13 protein-coding genes are annotated in these 15,283 nt (G+C 55.3%); 4 read left to right on the top strand and 9 right to left on the bottom strand.

Annotated features, from left to right (window positions below; all coding sequences use genetic code 11):
* Positions 1 to 25 precede the first annotated feature (25 nt).
* The 5 genes from HCH49_RS03050 to flhB all read right to left on the bottom strand — a co-directional run bounded on the left by HCH49_RS03050 (position 26) and on the right by flhB (position 6,626).
* Positions 26 to 1,165, bottom strand: a complete 1,140-nt coding sequence (locus HCH49_RS03050; protein WP_048977670.1) for a glycoside hydrolase family 105 protein — start codon at positions 1,163 to 1,165, stop codon at positions 26 to 28.
* A 4-nt stretch (positions 1,166 to 1,169) separates the two neighbouring features.
* Positions 1,170 to 2,753 carry an MFS transporter gene (locus HCH49_RS03045; RefSeq protein ID WP_221702159.1) on the bottom strand — a complete coding sequence of 528 codons (1,584 nt, stop codon included), beginning with the start codon at positions 2,751 to 2,753 and terminating at the stop codon, positions 1,170 to 1,172.
* A 261-nt stretch (positions 2,754 to 3,014) separates the two neighbouring features.
* The gene (locus tag HCH49_RS03040; protein WP_033145861.1) at positions 3,015 to 3,407 is read right to left on the bottom strand and encodes a flagellar protein FlhE; all 393 of its coding nucleotides are present in this window, start codon (positions 3,405 to 3,407) and stop codon (positions 3,015 to 3,017) included.
* Positions 3,407 to 5,485, bottom strand: coding sequence for a flagellar biosynthesis protein FlhA (gene flhA, locus HCH49_RS03035; protein WP_033145862.1), 2,079 nt, complete (start codon positions 5,483 to 5,485; stop codon positions 3,407 to 3,409). Before flhA ends, HCH49_RS03040 begins: the two co-directional genes overlap by 1 nt.
* On the bottom strand, positions 5,478 to 6,626 hold the full coding sequence (gene flhB, locus HCH49_RS03030) for a flagellar biosynthesis protein FlhB (RefSeq protein ID WP_221702156.1): 1,149 nt from the start codon (positions 6,624 to 6,626) through the stop codon (positions 5,478 to 5,480). The genes flhA and flhB overlap by 8 nt, the downstream gene beginning before the upstream one ends.
* Positions 6,627 to 7,087: 461 nt before the next feature.
* Here flhB and HCH49_RS03025 point away from each other — a divergent pair, with 461 nt between their 5' ends.
* The 4 genes from HCH49_RS03025 to HCH49_RS03010 all read left to right on the top strand — a co-directional run bounded on the left by HCH49_RS03025 (position 7,088) and on the right by HCH49_RS03010 (position 12,245).
* Positions 7,088 to 7,705, top strand: a complete 618-nt coding sequence (locus tag HCH49_RS03025) for a fimbrial protein (RefSeq protein ID WP_310590834.1) — start codon at positions 7,088 to 7,090, stop codon at positions 7,703 to 7,705.
* A 129-nt stretch (positions 7,706 to 7,834) separates the two neighbouring features.
* Positions 7,835 to 8,527: a molecular chaperone gene (locus tag HCH49_RS03020; RefSeq protein WP_087822791.1), complete on the top strand. Its 693-nt coding sequence runs from the start codon at positions 7,835 to 7,837 to the stop codon at positions 8,525 to 8,527.
* 9 nt (positions 8,528 to 8,536) lie between these two features.
* Positions 8,537 to 11,077 (top strand): fimbria/pilus outer membrane usher protein, encoded by a 2,541-nt coding sequence (locus HCH49_RS03015; protein WP_260454020.1) that lies wholly within the window; start codon positions 8,537 to 8,539, stop codon positions 11,075 to 11,077.
* A gap of 4 nt (positions 11,078 to 11,081) precedes the next feature.
* Entirely contained in the window at positions 11,082 to 12,245 is a 1,164-nt protein-coding gene (locus tag HCH49_RS03010) for a fimbrial protein (RefSeq protein ID WP_033145867.1), read from the top strand.
* A 48-nt stretch (positions 12,246 to 12,293) separates the two neighbouring features.
* Here HCH49_RS03010 and cheZ read toward each other — a convergent pair whose 3' ends face one another.
* The 4 genes from cheZ to cheR are packed head-to-tail and all read right to left on the bottom strand — an operon-like array spanning position 12,294 to position 15,268.
* Complete coding sequence (gene cheZ / locus HCH49_RS03005; RefSeq protein ID WP_023312251.1) at positions 12,294 to 12,938, bottom strand: protein phosphatase CheZ; 645 nt, start codon at positions 12,936 to 12,938, stop codon at positions 12,294 to 12,296.
* A 10-nt stretch (positions 12,939 to 12,948) separates the two neighbouring features.
* Positions 12,949 to 13,338 (bottom strand): chemotaxis response regulator CheY, encoded by a 390-nt coding sequence (gene cheY, locus HCH49_RS03000; RefSeq protein ID WP_008500431.1) that lies wholly within the window; start codon positions 13,336 to 13,338, stop codon positions 12,949 to 12,951.
* 17 nt (positions 13,339 to 13,355) lie between these two features.
* A complete protein-coding gene (locus HCH49_RS02995; protein WP_029741783.1) occupies positions 13,356 to 14,405 on the bottom strand; it encodes a chemotaxis response regulator protein-glutamate methylesterase in 1,050 nt (349 codons plus the stop codon).
* Complete coding sequence (cheR, locus tag HCH49_RS02990) at positions 14,402 to 15,268, bottom strand: protein-glutamate O-methyltransferase CheR (RefSeq protein WP_023312253.1); 867 nt, start codon at positions 15,266 to 15,268, stop codon at positions 14,402 to 14,404. Before cheR ends, HCH49_RS02995 begins: the two co-directional genes overlap by 4 nt.
* Positions 15,269 to 15,283: the final 15 nt, after the last annotated feature.

Below are 15,283 nucleotides of genomic sequence, written 5' to 3'. Positions count from 1 at the left end.
CCCGGCAAGCGCCGGGTTTTTCTTATCAGAAATACTTCCGCAAATATTCCGTTAAACAGAGAATCGCCATCGCCTGTCCGTACGGCATCGACGTCAGCGGGATCTGGCGATAAAACTCAAGATCGCTGCCCATGCCCGTGCCGAACGACGTTTGCAACAGCTCGCCTTCCGGCGAAATATTTTTGACGATACCGCGAATCGCTTTTTCTGCCACTTCGGCATACTCCGTGCCAACGTAGCGCTTGCGCACGGCTTTCAGAATGCCGTAGGCAAACCCTGCCGTGGCGGACGCCTCAAGATAAGAATGTGGATCGTCGAGCAGCGTATGCCATAGCCCGCTGTCGTCCTGATATTTCGCCAGCGCGGCAATCTGCGCATTCAATACCTGCACCAGGTAGCGGCGCACGGCGCTGTTTTCCGGCAGATCCACAAGCTCAAGGAAGTCCGGGATCGCGATGGTGAGCCAGCTGTTGCCGCGCGCCCAGCGGGCACGGGCAAAGTTATGGTTGCCGTCGTAGCTCCAGCCGTGGAACCACAGCCCGGTCTCCCGGTCCATCAGGTTCTGCACGTGCAGCAGGAACTGATACACCGCCTCTTCAACGTATTCCGGTTTGTTGAGCAGCTTGCCGATTTTCGCCAGCGGCAGCACCGTCATCATCAGCGTGTCATCCCACATCTGTTGATGGTTTTCTTCCGCCAGGGTGATGTGCTGCATCCCGCCGTGTTCCGTACGCGGCATCTCGGCCATCGCCCATTCCGCCCAGCTTTCCAGCCACGGCCGCCAGGCCTGATTTTTGGTCTCTTCGTAGCGATAAGCCAGCGTCAGGAACGGCGACATGGTATTCACGTTTTTGGTGGTCGCGCCTTCCGCAAAGCGGTCGGCAAACCAGCTGTCGATGATGTCTCGCATACCTTCGTCGCCGGTCTGGCAGTAATATTGCCAGATACCGTACAGGCCAACGCCGTGCGTCCACTCCCATCCGGCCCAGCCTTTAGTGTCGATCACGCGCCCGTCGTCCAGCCGCAGCAAAAACTCACCCGTTTTGTCGTGGATATTGACCAGGCTATGCGTCACCTTTTGAATCAGCGATTTCAGCTCGTCCCGGGCGATAAAGCGCTCTGGCTGACGTAATAACGGGCTATGTTTGACAGGCCAAACTTTCATTATCTTAACCTCTGTTGTATGTCGAATTCAGTACCGCGCGATCCTTCAGCGAGGGTGCCGCTGGCTTATTGCGATTCAGATAACCGATGTTGTTATTGCCCCAGAGTGACTCATAAGGCATACCGGCCAGCATCTCAACGGTGGCGCGGGCGTGTGGCGTCGCTGACTCAGGCATCGCATGACCACACTCACGCATTTTCGCGGTCTCCTCGCGCAGCGTGCTGTGGGTCTGCAAATTGAGCCTGAAGCGCAGGGAAACGAGGAAGCCGCAGAACAGCACCAGGATCGTGCCCACGCTCAGGATCGTCAAAATGGTGTGGCTCACTTCCGCAGGCTGCACTTTCTGGCCGCTGACAAAGCCGGACATCTGCATCACGATGCCCACCAGCATCACCGCACCGGCCTGTGACGCCTTACGGGTCAGGGTCATGATGCCCGCGAAGATCCCTTCGCGGCGCTGGCCGGTGATCGCTTCATCCACGTCAGCAATGTAGGTATAGGTGTTCCACGGCACGTAGTTGATACCGCCGCGACCGAGACCGGCAACCGCTGAGATCAGCAACAGCAGAGCGTAGACGTCACTCAGGCCCGCGTAATAGAGCATGGCGTAAGAGAGAGACGCCAGACCAAACAGCACCACGACCATGCGGTAGGACGGTGCAGGCCCGAAACGGATGCACAGCGGGATCATGGCGATAACCGCAAAGAACTGGAAAATAGCCATCGTGCCCAGCAGATTGGACGCCATTGACGCTTCCTGCATCAGCACGAACACCACGTAGTAGGTGAATACCGCATTAAACACGTCCTGCGCGATATAGCCGCCAAGGTACATGCCCAGATGCTGACGGAAAATCTTGATGCGCAGCGTGGAGCTTAACTCAACGATCAGGCGGTTGAGGCTCTGTCCCTGCGTCAGCTTCTTCTTCTCTTCTTCAGCACGCAGCGCCGCTTCTGACCACTCTTCGCGCGGGCGTTCCCAGGTAAAGAACCAGACGAAGGTTAGCATCAGCGCGCAGAGCAAGGAGAAGACCAGGCTTGCGTAGAAGAAGGAGATGGCGTTTTCTTTCCCGAAGTGGGTTAACAGGATCCCCGGCAGGAAGGAGGCCAGAATGGCGGACATCTGCGCCATAGAGATACGCGCCCCGGAGAACTTGGTTTTCTGTTTAAAGTCATCGGTCATTTCCGGTACCAGCGTTTCGTACGGCACCAGAATCATGGTGTAGACAATATCAAACACCAGATAGGTCAGCAGGTAGTACCAGAAGCTCATGTCCCCAACCCACATCAGCGAGTAGCTGAACACGCACGGAATCCCCAGCAGGATAAAAAACTTACGACGGCCGAAGCGCTTACCGAGCCAGGTCGTCCCAAAGTTATCGGTTAAAAAGCCCATTAACGGGCTAACGACGGCATCCAGCACCCTTGCAGCGGCAAAGATAAACGTTGCTTCGATCGGTGAGAGCCCGCAGAAGGTGGTATAAAAATATAAAAGCCAGGCCGCCGTCAGGGCGGTGGTACCCGCCCCGAGGAAATCGCCTGACCCGTAAGCGAGATAATTTGCGAGCCCAATTTTACGTGTTCTCATTGCCGTCACCCCTAATCAGTTTTGGGAGACTCCCTGCAAGCAAGCGTCTTCCGGGAGCTTTTAGACGGCTACAGTAAATGCATCGACCGGTTGATACCTTTCTGTTTCTGCCATCACTAAGAGGGTCAATGGCAATAATGCAAAGAGTACCGTCACGCGCGTCACTGATTTATAAAACAGCGTTTCTATTTGATCAAAAGGTGAGGTCAGTTTTGAGAGCCAGCCATCAAAATTGCTGATGGCTGGTGAAAAGGCAGGGTGTTAGCGGTAGTTCACGATGACAGAATTACTCTGTACTTTCAGCGCCGGGATTAAACGTCCCCCGCCCGGCACTTCCCAGATGAAACGCAAAGGTTCAATGGCCGGTACGCCGTTGAACGCCTGCGTCGTGCCATTTTCGCCGTCAATTTCCGTGCAGCGCGTCTGAGAACAGAGGCGCACCCGCAGCCCTGCGGGCGTTGGGCCAATCAGCCGGTAATTCCAGACCACAAGGCCCATCTGACCGGACACGCCTTCAGAAGGCGACAGCGGGTTAGATGACATAGCAACGCCCCGGTTGCTGAGGGTCACTCCCATGCTGCTTGCCTGCCAGGTGCCTTCCCCGGCAGCGTGCGCCGCCAGCGGGAAGAACAAAATCCAGAGCCATTTACGCATTATTTTCCTCCAATCGTCGCGGTCATGCGGATGTGACGGTTATCCGACAGCTCCATATTCGACAGCACGACCAGCTGGTTCAGGCTACGACGCAGGAAGCGCGACAGCAGCGGACGCAGCGCATGGTTAACCAGCAGCACCGGCGGCGCGCCCAGCATCTCCTGGCGCGCCAGCGCCTCCTGCGTTTGCGCCAGCAGACGGTCCGCCAGGCCCGGCTCCAGGCCGCCCCCGCCCTGCAGGGCCTGCAGCAGCAGGCGTTCAAGCGGCGTATCGAGGCCAATGACCTGCACTTCTCCGGTTCCCGGGAACCACTGCTGGGTGATCGCACGACCCAGCGCCACGCGTACCACCGCCGTCAGCTCGTGCGGATCGCTTTGTATCGGCGCATGCTCGGCAAGGGTTTCGAGAATGGTGCGCATATCGCGGATCGGCACTTTCTCTTCGAGCAGGTTTTGCAGCACCTTGTGCAGCGTGGTTAAAGTCACCACGCCCGGGACCAGATCTTCCGTCAGCTTCGGCATCTCCTGCGTGACGCGGTCAAGCAGCTGCTGCGCTTCCTGACGGCCAAACAGCTCTGCCGAGAATTGCCCGATCAGGTGATTAAGATGGGTCGCCACCACGGTACTGGCTTCAACAACCGTATAGCCCTGGATTTGCGCCTGCTCTTTCAGGGCACTTTCAATCCAGATAGCGGCCAAGCCAAAGGCCGGATCGATGGTTTGCTCGCCCGGCAGCGTGCCTGCGGCGGTGCCCGGGTTAATCGCCAGCCAGCGGCCCGGATAGGCATCACCGCTGCCAATTTCGACCCCTTTCATGAGAATGCGGTAGCGCGCGGGCGGCAGGTCCATATTGTCGCGGATGTGTACAACCGGCGGCAGGAAGCCCATATCCTGGGCGAATTTTTTACGGATACTGCGGATACGGCCAAGCAGCTCGCCATCCTGCTGGAAATCGACCATCGGAATCAGGCGATAGCCCACTTCCATTCCCAGGGAATCTTCCAGCTGAACGTCGTTCCAGGTCGCTTCGACGGCCTGGGTATTCTCCGGCATTTTTACCTGAACAGGTTCCGCTGCCGGTTTGATTTCACGGCCACGCATCCACCAGGCAAGCCCCAGCAGACCCGCCGTAAACAGCAGGAAGACGAGGTTTGGCATCCCCGGCACCAGGCCGAGCAAACCCAGAACGGCAGCGGCCAGCAGCATAACGCGCGGGTTGCTGAAGAGCTGGCCCACCATCTGCTCGCCAACGTCCTGATCGGTACTCACGCGGGTTACAATCACACCCGCCGCCGTGGAGATAACCAGCGCCGGGATCTGTGCGACCAGACCATCACCAATGGTCAGCAGCGTATAGCTTTCCGCCGCGTGCCCCATGTCCATCCCGTGCTGCAATACCCCCACCAGCAGGCCGCCGACCACGTTAATCACCATGATCAGAATGCCTGCGATAGCGTCACCGCGCACAAACTTGCTCGCACCGTCCATGGAGCCGTAGAAGTCCGCCTCCTGCGTCACTTCCGAACGGCGTTTTTTGGCTTCATCTTCGGCAATAAGGCCGGCGTTCAGGTCGGCGTCGATCGCCATCTGTTTGCCCGGCATCCCGTCCAGCACAAAACGCGCGCCCACTTCCGCGATACGCCCTGCACCTTTGGTGATAACCATAAAGTTGATGATAACGAGGATAACGAACACCACGATACCGATAGCGAAATTGCCGCCCACCAGGAAGTGGCCGAACGCCTCCACCACTTTACCTGCCGCTGCCGCGCCGGTATGACCTTCCATCAGGATGATACGCGTGGACGCGACGTTCAGCGCCAGTCGGAGCAAGGTGGTAAACAGCAGAATGGTCGGGAACGCGGCAAACTCCAGGGTACGCTGGGTGAACATCGCCACCAGCAGCACCATAATGGACAGCGCAATATTGAAAGTGAAAAGCAGATCGAGGATGAATGCCGGGAGCGGCAGTACCATCATCGACAGAATTAGCAGGATCAGAATCGGCCCGGCAAGGATCTGCCATTGAGTCGATTTCAGGTTGCCGGGCAGGCGCAACATTGCCACCAGATTAGCCATCAGTGTCCTTCTCGTTCATAAAATCCAGCGCGGCAGGCACCGGAAGGTTTTCAGGTTTCACAGGCCGCTGACCGCCAGCCAGACGCCAGCGCTTCAACTGCCACACCCAGGCCAGCACTTCCGCCACGGCGGCGTAGAGTTGTCCCGGGATCTGTTGTCCGATATCCGCATGGCGGTACAGCGCACGCGCCAGCGGAGGGGCTTCCAGGATCGGCACGCGGTTTTCAGTACCAATTTCCCGGATACGCAGTGCGATCAGCCCCGCTCCTTTCGCAACGACTTTCGGCGCGCTCATTTTGTTTTCGTCATAGCGCAGCGCAACGGAATAGTGTGTCGGGTTGGTGACGATGACATCGGCCTTCGGCACATCGTCCATCATCCGGCGACGGGCGGCGGCACGCTGCATCTGGCGGATGCGCCCTTTCACGTGCGGGTCACCTTCCATCTGCTTATATTCGTCACGGATATCCTGACGCGACATGCGCAGCTTTTTGAAATGGGTATAAAGCTGGAAGATCACGTCAAAACCCACCATCGGGATAATGCTGAGCACCACCAGCAGCGCGCAAAGCCCAACCAGATTCAGCGCGTTGCTCATCGCGGTGAGCGGCGATTCGCTGATAAGACGCATCATTTCCGGCCAGTGGTACCAGAGGTAAAATCCCGCGGAACTGCCCATCAGCACCGATTTGAGAACGGCTTTGAGCAGCTCAGCCCCGGTCTGCGCAGAGAACATTTTCGCGATACCCGGCAGCGGGTTCAGTTTGGAAAATTTCGGTTGCAGCGATTTGGCACTAAAAACCAGGCCGCCGAGCATCACCGGAGAGACCAGCGCGACCAGCACAACCCCGGTTATCAGGGGCAGCAGCGCGACCATGGCCCCTTTAATAAGCTGAATAATCTGGATGAGGATCAGATTCGGATCGTTGACCATGCTGTGGTCAAAACGTAAGCCGGTGGACAACATTCCCGCCAGCTTGCGGGCGAGCGACTCCCCGCCCCACCAGATAATGCACACCCCTACGATAAGGATCAGCAGGGAGGTCAATTCTCGGGATCGGGGGATCTGCCCTTCCTCACGCGCCTTTTCTAGTCGGTGGGGTGTGGGGGCTTCCGTTTTGTCGTCGTTCTCTTCTGCCACAGTGCATGCTCAGCCCATTACGTCACGGGTATCATGCCAGCACCGCCTTTCATCAATGGGCTGAAAAAACCCTATAACCGGGTCTTTTTATCCTGTTTAAGCCCCCCTCTGCAATTCGGGTTAGGGAAAAAAGGGCAAGGAATGTTCGAACGAACATTCTCCAGCTTTTGTGATGTGTTTCATATTACAAAATGAATTAAGCGCAGTTTTAAAGAACATTCACTCTAAAATATCCCGAAAGAAAATTAACATAACCGTCGATTTTAACCTCCCGGCATTGCAGGAATGATATAACTATGTAAATTTAATAATTCACAGCAATCGAAACCATATAAATCATTCCCCCACATAATCCAAAAATGGATAAATCTATATAACATTAATCCTGAGACTACCTTACCAGCAGAAAATTAAATGTTATAATTTCATACGACATAATTTACTTTTCACCAGAAAGCAAAATGTATGCCAGATATTTCTTTTTACTTAAAGGGACATTTAATATGGATTTCAAAAAGAATATTATTGCGGGCTTAGCCCTTGCAACACTGTCGATGAATGGTTTCGCCGCAGAAATGAATGCCGGCACTATTCACTTTACGGGTGAAATTATCGAATCAAGCTGTACCATTCAGGGTGACGACGGCACGGACAGTACTATCCCACTGGGTACCTATCCTACATCATTGTTTAATACCGTTGGGAAGGAGACCGCACTTACGGAGTTCTCCATTACGCTGGCGAACTGCCCGTTAACAAGCGCTGGGCTTCCGGCTGTTCAGCTGACCTTTAACGGCCCAACGACCCTGACCAAGACCAAGACGCTGCTGGACGTCAGTAAAATTACTACCACGGGCGAAACCGCGGCCACCGGTATCGGCATTGCCGTCAGCCCGGCGGGTAAAGATGATAAGCTCATCACGATGGACGGCGCTGAAGGGCAGATCTATATCGAACTGGCGACAAAATCCGAAGATACGATTAAAGCTGATTTTAATGCCCGCTATAAATCATTTGCAGATGCGGTTACCGCCGGTCCAGCAGATGCTGATATGACGGTAAATATTCTTTACCGTTAATAATCGTATTACTGATATTCATAATATATATATTTAGGCGTCATGACGTTTAAGGAGTCATGATCTGATAATAGTCCGGACTCGGACTATTATCATTTCCCTTCAACCTCCTTTATTAAAGGTTTCACCATGCGCATTTTACTCCGGGTCTTATTATGCATTCCTGTTATTGCGAGCACCTTTTGTCACGCAGCAGGTATTCAGATCGGTCGCACACGCATAATCTACGATGCCGCGAAAAAGGAAGTTGCTCTGCCCTTACAAAATAATGATAAAGAGCTTCCATGGTTAATACAGTCATGGACGGATACTGGTGATGGCAAAACGCACGGACCGTTTATCGTGACACCGCCTCTCTTTCGGCTCGATCCGCAAAAAGAGCAAAGCCTGCGTATTACCTGGAACGGGACAACCTTAGCAGGCGATAAAGAGTCTCTGTTCTATATGAACGTACGAACCGTTCCTGCCACGGCTACGGATGAGGGAGACAAAAACGTCCTGCGGTTAATCTATAAAACGCGTCTGAAACTGTTCTGGCGCCCTGTCGGACTGAGCGGTACGCCCTCTGAATCCTGCAAAAACCTGCGCTTCGCGCGTCATGGTCAGCTGCTCACTGTCATCAACGAGGGGGCGTTTTACAGCGTCTTTGATTCACTTGCGCTGGGAGCGCACAAAGTGGAGAAAGCCGACATGGTTGCCCCTAAATCCCGCGCTGACATTCCTCTCCCTGACAATGCTCAGGGAACGAGCGTCACCTGGCGCTGCATAACCGATTACGGCAATGCTTCCGAAAAATATACCGCCACCCTGGCGCAGGATTAAAAGACCGCGATGATGACAGGACGTAATGATATGTCATACGAGCGGCTCTTTAGACCGAATCCGCTTCTTCGCTGCCTTGGCGGTGTCTTGCTCATCGCGAGCTTCTCGACGCTGGCCCGTGAGTATCGTTTCTCTCCCTCATCGCTTGAAGGAGACATGCTGGCCCAGCAGGATATCGACCTTTCACTCTTTTCAAAGTCGAATGCTCAGCTACCCGGCACCTATTCTTCACGAGTGCAGGTGAACGAACACCGCCTGAGCACCACCAGTATCGCTTACGTCAGCTCGCCGGAAGGGTCACTGATACCGCAGCTCACACCGGATATGCTGCGGGCATGGGGGGTTGCTATCGACCAGTATCCCGCCTTGCTTGCGTTACCCGCCAATAAGGCTTTGCCTAAAGATATCAGCAACTATATCCCCCAGGCCTCCGCGCGGCTTGATTTTTCAAACATGACATTAGCGTTGAGTATTCCTCAGGCCGCGTTAAGAAGTACCGGTCGCGATTACATCGATCCTTCGCGCTGGGACGACGGTGTCCCCGTGTTGTTCAGTGACTACGCTTTCTCAGGATCAAAAAATCAGGAGAGCGGCGACAACAGCGCCACCAGTCAGTATCTGAATTTGCGCACCGGCGCCAACATGGGTGGCTGGCGAGTGCGCAACTATTCAACGTGGAGCAATTCAGAGAATGAAAACCTGTGGGAAAACATCAATACCTTCCTCCAGCATGACGTTGACGCCCTCAAGGCACAGTTCACGGCCGGAGAAAGCAACACGCGGGGCGAGGTATTTGATAGCTTACAGTACCGGGGCGTTAACCTTGCGTCGGATGAAGAGATGCTTCCCTACAGCCAACGCGGCTATGCCCCTGTCATACGCGGCATCGCCAGTTCAAATGCGGAAGTCTCGGTGCGCCAGAATGGCTACCTCATCTATCAGCAAAATGTCGCGCCGGGCGCGTTCGAAATCGACGATCTCTACTCCACGACCAACAGCGGCGATCTGGACGTTACGGTGAAAGAGGCTGACGGCACCGAGCATCGCTTTACGCAGCCCTACTCCAGTATCGCGGTTATGCTGCGGCCTGGGCGTATGAAGTACGAAATGACAGCAGGCCGTTATCGTGCTGAAAGCGGGAGCGACCAAAAGGAACCCGATTTTTTCCAGGGAAGCATGATTTACGGTTTAAATAACCTTCTCACCTGGTTTGGAGGGCTGACGCTCTCGAAAGACTATAACGCAGCCAATACCGGTGCCGGTCTGGCGCTCGGGCCGCTGGGCTCGCTGTCCGCTGACGTTACCATGGCCGATACCCGGCTAGACGATAACAGCCAGCATTCCGGCCAGTCATGGCGTTTGCTTTATACCGGTAAACTGGATTCGACCGATACCAACTTCAGCCTCGGCAGCTACCGATACTCCAGCCGCGGGTATTACAGCTTTGCCGACGCCAACCAAAAACTTGACGCTCACGAAGACGATCTGCAGTTTCGTTACAATAAACGCAACCGCATTCAGGCCAGCGTTAGCCAAACCGTTGCTGGGGTGAGTCTGTATCTTAACGGTTATCAGCAGGATTACTGGGGCACCTCTAAAAAAGAGCGCAGCCTGTCTCTGGGATTCAATACCGTTGTTGCCGGCACGAGCTATCACATTGCCTATACGTACAGCAAAACCAACGGCGACGAGTCTGACAGGATGGTCTCTTTGGGATTTAGCATTCCTCTCGCCAGATGGCTGCCACGCGCCTGGAGTAGCTATAACATCAGCAACACTAAAAATGGCTATACGCGGCAAAACGTGGGCCTCAACGGCACGCTTCTGGAGGATGAGCGTCTGAGCTACTCGTTGCAGCAGAGCCACTCCAACCACGACGGGGAAGATATCAGCAGCGTCTATGGCAGCTACCGTTCGCAATACGCCAATCTGACCACCGGATATTACGCTTCCACCGATCACTCTCAGCAGCTTAACTACGGCATTAGCGGCGCTATTGTTGCCCATCCTCAGGGCATCACGCTGGCTCAACCTTTAGGAAGCCAGTTTGCTATCGTCAACGCCAACGACGCTTCCGGCGTCCGTTTCCTGAACCAGCGGGGTATTCAGACCGACTGGCAGGGTAACGCGGTCATTCCATCACTCACTCCGTACCAGGAGAACAATATTCGTATTGATACCTCGAGCCTGCCGGAAAATGTGGACAGCAGCGATACCGCCATCACCGTCATTCCCTCGCGCAACGCGGCGGTGCTGGCCAGATTTGATGCCCACACAGGCTACCGGATGCTGGTCACCCTGAAGCGTCCAAACGGTCTCCCCGTTCCGTTCGGCGCCATCGCGACCAGTAGCGACCCGGTGATGAGCGGCATTGTCGATGAAACCAGCACCGTCTATCTGTCAGGCATTGGAGAGACCGCGCAGCTCACCGTGAAGTGGGGCAACGGCACGGGCCAACAGTGCCGCGCCAGCATTACGCAACAGTCAGCCAACCAAACCGAAAGCCCTAACGGTATTCGCTCGGTTAGCGAGCTTTGTCAGCAGGAATAAGCACATGACAACTATATTCAAGAAACGGGCCGTCTGGGCTTCATTGGCCACGGCACTGAGCCTGACCGCAACCAGCCCGAGCATGGCCGCGACTTTACTTCATGACTGCTTCGGTGCGCCGCAAGCCTACACCACGACGTTCGATCATGAGTTTTCGTCCAGCGAAAATATCGCCAATCATGACTATGATGTGCCAAATCATCTGGTCGGCAATGGCCCGGTGATAGTGGCCAACTGCAGCTGTCCCGGGAATATATTTTCTTCGAGCATGGTTTATGAAAAAACCTTCGCCGGAAGCCCGTTGAAACCGGGAACAAGCGGATACGGCTATTTGACAGAAAAGATCGATGCCGATATCACCGCCTATGCGGATGCAATCAACTCTCCGGACGGCACTTCTTTGACCCCGATAGCTGTCAATGAATACCCGACGTCCAGAGCTAATATGCGTAACACTAGCGAGAATGCACTCGCCAAAACGGAGGGAGATGCCAACGTTTGCAGTAGTGGCACCCAGCCGAGCAACGCCGCTACAGTAAAGCGTAATTTCCGCTGGAACGTCGTGGCGATCCTTCTTCACATTAAAAAACCCATCCTGGGTCAAGAGGTGATCCCTTCGACGATCGTCGCGCAAAACTATGCCTGTCTTTATTTCGGCTCGGGGGGAAGCTGCGATCCCGGGCAGGCAGATCAGGTCTCTGATATCTGGTTTAGCGGCACGCTTTCTGCGCCGCTAAGCTGCGTTATCAACGAAGGCAGCACCATTGAGGTTGAGTTCGGCAGCATCGTCAGCAAGCAATTCGTCATCAAGGGGCAACCGCCAAAACGTTATGCCATCAAAAACGTCGATATTGCCTACCACTGTGATGATAACGCAGTGGGAAACACGGACCGGATAAAGCTCACGCTGACCGCAGATCAGGGGGTCGCGGACAGCAGTACGCCGTACATTGCAAAACTTCTGGACAGAGACGATCTCGGGGTGCGTGTATATGATGAACACAGTCAGAACGTCGCGCTGGACGGGACCTATGAGTTTCCGGTGACGATGGACGCGCAGGGAAACGGTGTGGTCAAAATTCAGGCTGTACCGGTCAGCACGACCAATGCCTCTCCGGCCCCGGGCCGCTTTGAAGGTAACGTGACGGTGAAGATGGATCTTCGCTAACCGAACTACCCTCAGGTTGACGCCGCAGCCTGAGGGTAATCAGAACAATCAGAAGCCGAGGCTATCGAGCAGATCGTCTACCTGATCCTGGCTTGCCACAACGCCCGCCTTGCTGGCGTCGAGCTGTGGACCATTGAGCAGGCTTTCGTTCTCACGTTTTGGACGGGCTGCAGGTTCAGGGATGTTCTCCAGCAGAACCATCAGCAGCTGACGCTCAATCTCCTGGATAACATCCATCATGCGCTTGATCACCTGACCGGTCAGGTCCTGGAAATCCTGCGCCATCATGATGTCCAGCAGCTGGGCGTTGGTGAAGCTGGTGTGCCCCGGCACATCCCCCAGGTACTGACGGGTATCCGTCACCAGCTCTCGTGCATCCGCCAGCTCGATAGGATTCTCAAACCACTCGTCCCAGCGTTTGCTCAGCGCTTTCGCCCCCTTTTCCATCGCATCCTGGTGCGGCTGTGACGCTTCAACGCTGTTCAGCGCACGTTCCGCGGCCTGAGCGGTCATCTGCACAACATAGTCCAGACGATCGCGGGCATCAGGAATGGCTTCCGCCGCTTCGGCAATCGCCTGATCCAGACCCAGCTCACGCAGGCTGTCACGCAGCATGCGCGTCAGGCTGCCGATGCGGACGATAATATCGCTCGGCGAGTGTTCTTCAACGGGTTTCATAGCAGGTTGCAACATTTCCATCACCTCACATGCCGAGTTTCTCGAAGATCTTACCGAGCTTCTCTTCCAGGGTTGCCGCGGTGAATGGCTTCACCACATAGCCGCTTGCGCCCGCCTGTGCAGCGGCAATGATGTTCTCTTTTTTCGCTTCTGCAGTAACCATCAGAACCGGCATAGACGCCATTCCGGCATCGGCACGAATGGTTTTCAGCAGTTCCAGACCGTCCATGTTTGGCATGTTCCAGTCGGAGATAACAAAACCAAACCCGCCAGCCTGCAGTTTGTTCAGCGCATCAACGCCGTCTTCTGCTTCTTCAACGTTGTTGAAGCCCAGCTCTTTCAGCAGGTTGCGCACGATGCGACGCATGGTGGAAAAGTCATCCACAACCAAAAACTTAAGCTCTTTATCCGCCATAAAATAATACTCCTGAGTCAAATACGTATTGCCTGTCCGGCACTGATTTTCGCCAGCATCTGCTGGCTTACCTGGCTAAGATCGACCACTTCGCTCACGCCACCCATATTGATGGCCTCGCGCGGCATGCCGAACACCACACAACTTGCTTCATTCTGCGCAATCGTCCAGGCGCCAGCCTGGTGCATTGCAAGCATTCCGGCGGCACCATCGTTGCCCATCCCCGTCAGGATCACCCCAACGGCGTTGCGCCCCGCATGTTTCGCCACCGAATGAAACAGCACATCCACCGACGGACGGTGCCGGTTGACCGGCGGTCCGTCATGAATTTTGATTTGATAGTTAGCGCCGCTGCGCGACAGCTCCATATGCTTGTCGCCCGGGGCGATATAGGCATGTCCCGGGAGCACGCGCTCGCCGTCTTCCGCCTCCTTCACGCTGATCTGGCACAGCTTGTTCAGGCGTTCGGCGAACGAACGGGTAAAGCCTGGCGGCATATGCTGAGTGATCAGAATACCCGGACTTGAAAGCGGCAATGGCTGGAGTACATGACGAATTGCCTCTGTTCCTCCGGTTGACGCTCCAATAACCAGCAGTTTTTCCGAGCTGAGTAAGGGACCGGCCTTCAGGGTCGCAGGCGCGGCCAATGGCGTATGGGCAGCAAGCTTCGCTCGCGACGCGGTGCGGATCTTCTCCGCAATCATTTCGCTGTAGGCCAGCATCCCTTCGCGAATGCCGAGCTGCGGTTTGGTGACAAAATCCACCGCCCCCAGCTCCAGCGCGCGCAGGGTGATTTCCGATCCTTTTCCGGTCAGGGAGGAGACCATCACCACCGGCATGGGCCGAAGCCGCATTAATTTTTCGAGGAAATCTATGCCATCCATGCGCGGCATCTCGACATCCAGCGTTAGCACGTCGGGGTTATATTTTTTAATTAAATCCCGCGCTACCAGAGGATCGGGCGCAGTCGCCACCATCTCCATGTCGCTGTGGCTATTGATAATTTCAGTCATGATCTGACGCATCAGCGCTGAATCATCGACAGACAACACCCTGATTTTACTCATGCTTTTTCCTTACTCAGCGCATATACCGTTTGCCCACGCAGGCTAAACTCACGCGCGAGGTTGCTGAAGTTTTCCGAGTGCCCGGCAAACAGTAAACCGTCAGGCTTGAGCAACGGAACAAACCGACGCAAAATGTCCTGTTGCGTCGTTTTATCAAAATAGATCATGACGTTACGGCAAAAAATGGCATCGAACGGCCCCGGCACGTTGTACTGCTTATCCAGCAGGTTAACGGGCGCGAATTCGACGCAGTTCGCCAGCTCCTGGCGTACGCGCACCAGGCCTTCATGCGGGCCCGTGCCGCGCATGAAATAACGCTGCAGCTGCTGCGGCGACAGCGTTTTCAGTTCATCCTGGCGATACACGCCGTTACGCGCCTTCTCCAGCACCTCGGTATCGATATCGCTGGCGTAGACTTTCCAGCGTCCGGGCGTCATGCCCAGGGTGTCAGCAAGGGTTATCGCCAGCGAGTACGGCTCTTCACCCGTCGAGGCGGCCGCGCTCCATACGCGATACTCCCCGGTGCGACGGCGGGCGTGCTCGGCGAGGACCGGGAAGTGGTGAGCTTCACGGAAAAACGCCGTCAGGTTGGTGGTTAACGAGTTAATAAAAGCCTGCCACTCTGCGCTGTTCTGGTTCGCCTCGAGCATGCTCAGATAGCGGCCAAAATCATCCAGCCCCAGCGTACGCAAGCGCCGCACCAGACGGTTGTAGACCATGTCCCGCTTATGATCCGCAAGCACGATCCCCGCACGCTGGTAGATTAACTGACATATCCGACGAAAATGCGCGTCGGACAGCGCGAGGCGCTGTGTCATCTGCAACAATAATGACGTTTGCCCAGGGGGCATTGGTGATGTCATAGCGCCTTCTTAATT

The organism is Enterobacter sp. Y17 (assembly GCF_019730495.1).
Classification (GTDB): domain Bacteria; phylum Pseudomonadota; class Gammaproteobacteria; order Enterobacterales; family Enterobacteriaceae; genus Enterobacter; species Enterobacter asburiae_B.
The sequence above is the reverse complement of the archived record's forward strand: the minus strand, read 5'-3'. Positions and strand labels throughout refer to the sequence as shown.